The following is a 3,900-nucleotide window of genomic DNA, read 5'->3' on the forward strand; positions in this document are numbered from 1 at the left end:
TCTGGCTTAGCGCTAGACTCATTCGTCTCTTCGACTGTACCTCCACCCGCCTACGCTCTGTCATTTTATCGCCTACCCTCTTGACATTTAATAGCCATATTTACTGAAGCATAGTAGAGCACAGACTATGCCTCAGAAGGCTGAGACGATTGAGCAGTGCGATCACCGCATCAGGTAAAGCCATAGGGCTTAGCTTCAAATGCCCCTGATGGGTCATGTTTGGATGAGCCTCTTAAGCGCCTTTCTTTGTGATGGTTTAGCCAGCTTCAAGGCCGTGCTCAAGTGCATGTCTCGGTCATGGCCAATATGAGCTGTCACTAAGTGAATAACGTCCTGAGCAAAAGGCTCGGGCTTTGCGACTTCAGCTAAGGCGGTGAAATAGCAAGGCAGCACTTCTGCCCACTCGACCCCAACCTGCCAAGAACCGGCTTCGTCCGCAAAGAAGATGATAGTGTCGCCGCCCTTATCAATTTCATCGAGCAGATTGAAGAGTATCTTGAAGGCTTGCTGGGTCTGAACATACTCACCGTCTCGACATCGTCTGATGCAGCGGTTGATAAGCCGCTCAAACTGCTCAATCCAGTTAGTCGTCTCCCTCGACATATCCATGAAGTTACGAGAATTAACTCTGAAAGCCTCGTAATACAGACCGGCTAAACTATCATCTCGAAAGTCCTCAACATCTTCTAAGAGTGATTGCGTTGTGGTTTCATCAGCTTGAAATGAGTCAATCGCCAAGATGCCTTTCAGTAACTGAGGTAATTGGTCGGGCTCGATGAGTTCAATGGCTCGGTCGAGAAGGATTAGTAACTCATCTGTGTCCAGATCTTGGCGAATGGATTGACGTAGCCGGTCAATATCAATTGGCATCCTGTTTCTCGCCTGAAGTGGTTTTGAGCGATAACTTATTCTGAGGCACGAAAGCAGGGGTAGCCAACTTACTAACACATCTCCTGAAAGCTTTTAGTGCTAATGGAAACAGCCTCTTCGAGGTGATCAGTCGCACGGATGATCTACGTGGTAAGCAAATCGAATTATCTTCTTTCAAAATAGCAAGCTACCAAGGAATCTGTTTCCTACCATCTCCTTAGAGATTTGAAAGAGGATTCAATTTAAACTTTCGTACTGTTAGGGCGATCGCCTCCCTATGAGCTTCTTCTAGTGAATCGACATACATCCGCACTACCATGTCCTCGCAGTACTTTACAGCCTCTATTCCGCGCTCTTCGGAAATATAATTGCGAGCAATTTTAGGATCGCCTGCCATGAGCAGCCATCGCGACTTCATTTCTTCAGCCTGCAAACCGAAAAGACCTTCGTAGATACGGTTTGTGAGTTTACCGTAGGTCGTATTGTGTACGCCCAGGTCGCTCAGTAGATCGGTATATGTCTTACGCGCTGCCTTCCCGGATTCACGCTGACTTAGCCACCGCGTAGTCGCGCGGCTATCCTTCTGACTGTAAGTACCGCGCAAAGCCACAAAGGCTTCGCTGTAGAATCCCTTCACAGCGAACCAGCGAACGAACTCACTGATATTTTCACGGGTAGGCTTGCGAGTCTTTCCAGGGTTGAGCAGCATGTCCAGGCTGAGGTCGAACCAGTCTGAAGCCTCAATTACGGTATAGGTATTATTATCCTCAGCAAAGATTTGGGTCACCCTAAAAGCCTTTCCCCCTGGCGTTTTAAGCCACTTCTCCCCTTCTATTTGGGTCACCCTATTTGTAAGGGTCTGCTGAGGTATTCCGATATAGCGAGCGGCCATATTAAAGCCGAATCCTACGCTAGGAAGTCCGGGCCCTAGCCCATCAGGGTCTATAACAACAGCCTCGAATTCCTTGTTCTCATATACGACCGTTATTAGGTCGCCTTGTTTTACTGCCATAACGTCCCTTCTTAGATTACGCCGTGGGATGATTTAATTTTGGGGATAGGAAGTCTAAGAAATAAGCGCATCTAAGACCTTGGATAATTGGCTCAGCCTCTCGGTCTGCTCCTTCGTTAACTCCTTATCCTTCAAAGCTTGAAATATTTTCTCTATTTGGTCTAGTTCACGCTCTGTATTCTGAACCTTCTTCTGCGTTAATATCGGTTTATTTTTCTTCTCATGAGAGCTGATCGCCTTGCGTAGGACAGAGAACGGCACATCGCGAAACTCTACTACGTTCTCTTCGAGGGCAAGCCTTCCTGCTAACAAACCGGACAATGCCATGGACTTAGGCAGTCGATAAACCTGCTCTAGCTTGCTAACGCCTAACTCAAGAACACCTGCGATGCTCTCCGTGTATGACTTCAGAAATACGTCCACTACATCCTGATTGACCCTAGCACCAAGAAGCTGTAGCTGTTCGCGAAGTTCCGGCGAGACTGGTTTTCCATCCCGAATTTCTTCTGCCAGTTGGAGAAACTCGTTCAATCCCCTGGTTACACGTCGGTATGCCCAGACCTGACGAGTCGTAATCGACTGCCCATTTGGACGTTTTACCTCGCCATTTTTTATAAACGCCGTAAGGTTCACATAGCCTTTCTCTTCAAACAGTCTGTTCTCCTCGATGACATCTAGCCGGGTACCAATGGCGTAGGCATAGATAGTACTCTGAGCTTGAGCCGTTTGCAGTGCTTGATCGATCTGCCCTTGATAGGTCTCAATTTCTTTGAGCAGTGCATCGAGGGGCTGCTCTGTCTTCGCTTTGCAAATATCCAACGCACGGAGCCAGTTTTCGCGATCAGAAAGATCTACTCGCTCAAGATTGACAACTTTGTTTTGAGGGGCTCGAACGACCTCAGTCGCTTCTTGTGGAACGACAGCCTGCTTGGGAACAGCAGCTACCCTGGAAAACTTCTTAACCAACTGCTTCTACCTCACGTTGAATGCTCTGTCCAGCAAGCGTATCTAGATATTCAGCGATCGCTATGAATGGAGCACGGTGCATCTTCTTAACGCCTGGATACGTGTACAGTGATTCTCCCTGAGCAGATAGCTCAGCGTAGAGCGTTAGATCTCGAATGGGAGGCGCTACCCATGACGCTTGCTTTTGATGGGGCAACTGCTCGCGTACATCCCAATCCAGTAGTTGCTGGTGGATACTTTTGTGAAGGCTCGTCTGTTTCATTCGACTTGGGACTAGTGCAGAAACAGACACGCGTGGATTCGCACGATCAGCAATCTGACCAATAAGGCCGAGCAGCTCAGGAATATTTTTCAGAGCAAAGTACTCAGTCTGGACAGGGACGATGACATTGTCACAAGCAACCAGTGCATTCTTAGTGAACAGCCCTTCACCTTTTGGAGTGTCTAGCAGTACGTAGTCGTAATTTTCATACGCTTTATTAAAGCCCCCGAGCGCGTCGGCCAAACGACTTTCGCTCGCAAGCCCATTTTCAATTTCTGATTGGTAAGCCCCTAGATCTGAGCCGGGTGTAACCAAATGACAGCATCCTGGAATATCGATAATCCCTCGCGCTAGCATCTCTGCCTGCTCTCTTTTGGGTGCATATAGTATTTGACCCAATGTAGGATCTGAATCGTCTTTACTAGCGCCCAAAGCTGCGGAGAGATCTCCCTGATGGTCTAAATCGAGACATAAAACTTTCTTACCCATCTCTGATAGGGTTGCTGCGAGGCAGAAGGTTAAAGTCGTTTTGCCGACTCCACCTTTAATTGCTGCAATTGCGATGATCATAATCGTCACTTCTACTGCGCGATTTCACAGCAGAATATTAACCTATAAACGACACCTTTAGAAAATAAATTGTGAAGCTGTGCATTTAGGTGCAGACGTCTGCACTTGAACTGTAGTCTCAGCGCAATAGCTCAATAACCGCTGGTAAGTAGCATTATTGAGGAAAGTAACGATGAGTGGTCAAAGGGCGAGAAATCTGTTGTAACAGAAGAATGAAAAG

4 protein-coding genes are annotated in these 3,900 nt (G+C 47.5%); all 4 read right to left on the bottom strand.

Features of this window, described 5'->3' with window-relative positions:
* Positions 1–213 precede the first annotated feature (213 nt).
* Positions 214–870 (bottom strand): hypothetical protein, encoded by a 657-nt coding sequence (locus CKL79_RS21955; RefSeq protein WP_121971651.1) that lies wholly within the window; start codon positions 868–870, stop codon positions 214–216.
* Between the two features lie 217 nt (positions 871–1,087).
* Complete coding sequence (locus CKL79_RS21960) at positions 1,088–1,882, bottom strand: hypothetical protein (protein WP_121971652.1); 795 nt, start codon at positions 1,880–1,882, stop codon at positions 1,088–1,090.
* A gap of 54 nt (positions 1,883–1,936) precedes the next feature.
* Positions 1,937–2,848: a hypothetical protein gene (locus CKL79_RS21965; RefSeq protein ID WP_121971653.1), complete on the bottom strand. Its 912-nt coding sequence runs from the start codon at positions 2,846–2,848 to the stop codon at positions 1,937–1,939.
* A complete protein-coding gene (locus CKL79_RS21970; protein ID WP_121971654.1) occupies positions 2,841–3,680 on the bottom strand; it encodes an AAA family ATPase in 840 nt (279 codons plus the stop codon). Before CKL79_RS21970 ends, CKL79_RS21965 begins: the two co-directional genes overlap by 8 nt.
* Positions 3,681–3,900 lie beyond the last annotated feature (220 nt).

This window comes from Leptolyngbya sp. BC1307 (assembly GCF_002286735.1).
Taxonomy (GTDB): domain Bacteria; phylum Cyanobacteriota; class Cyanobacteriia; order Phormidesmidales; family Phormidesmidaceae; genus Phormidesmis.

What these genes read in the sequence shown, in the direction of transcription:
- CKL79_RS21955 (WP_121971651.1), bottom strand. Translation starts at nt 870, where the DNA reads ATGCCAATTGATATTGACCGGCTACGTCAATCCATTCGCCAAGATCTG.
- CKL79_RS21960 (WP_121971652.1), bottom strand. Translation starts at nt 1,882, where the DNA reads ATGGCAGTAAAACAAGGCGACCTAATAACGGTCGTATATGAGAACAAG.
- CKL79_RS21970 (WP_121971654.1), bottom strand. Translation starts at nt 3,680, where the DNA reads ATGATCATCGCAATTGCAGCAATTAAAGGTGGAGTCGGCAAAACGACT.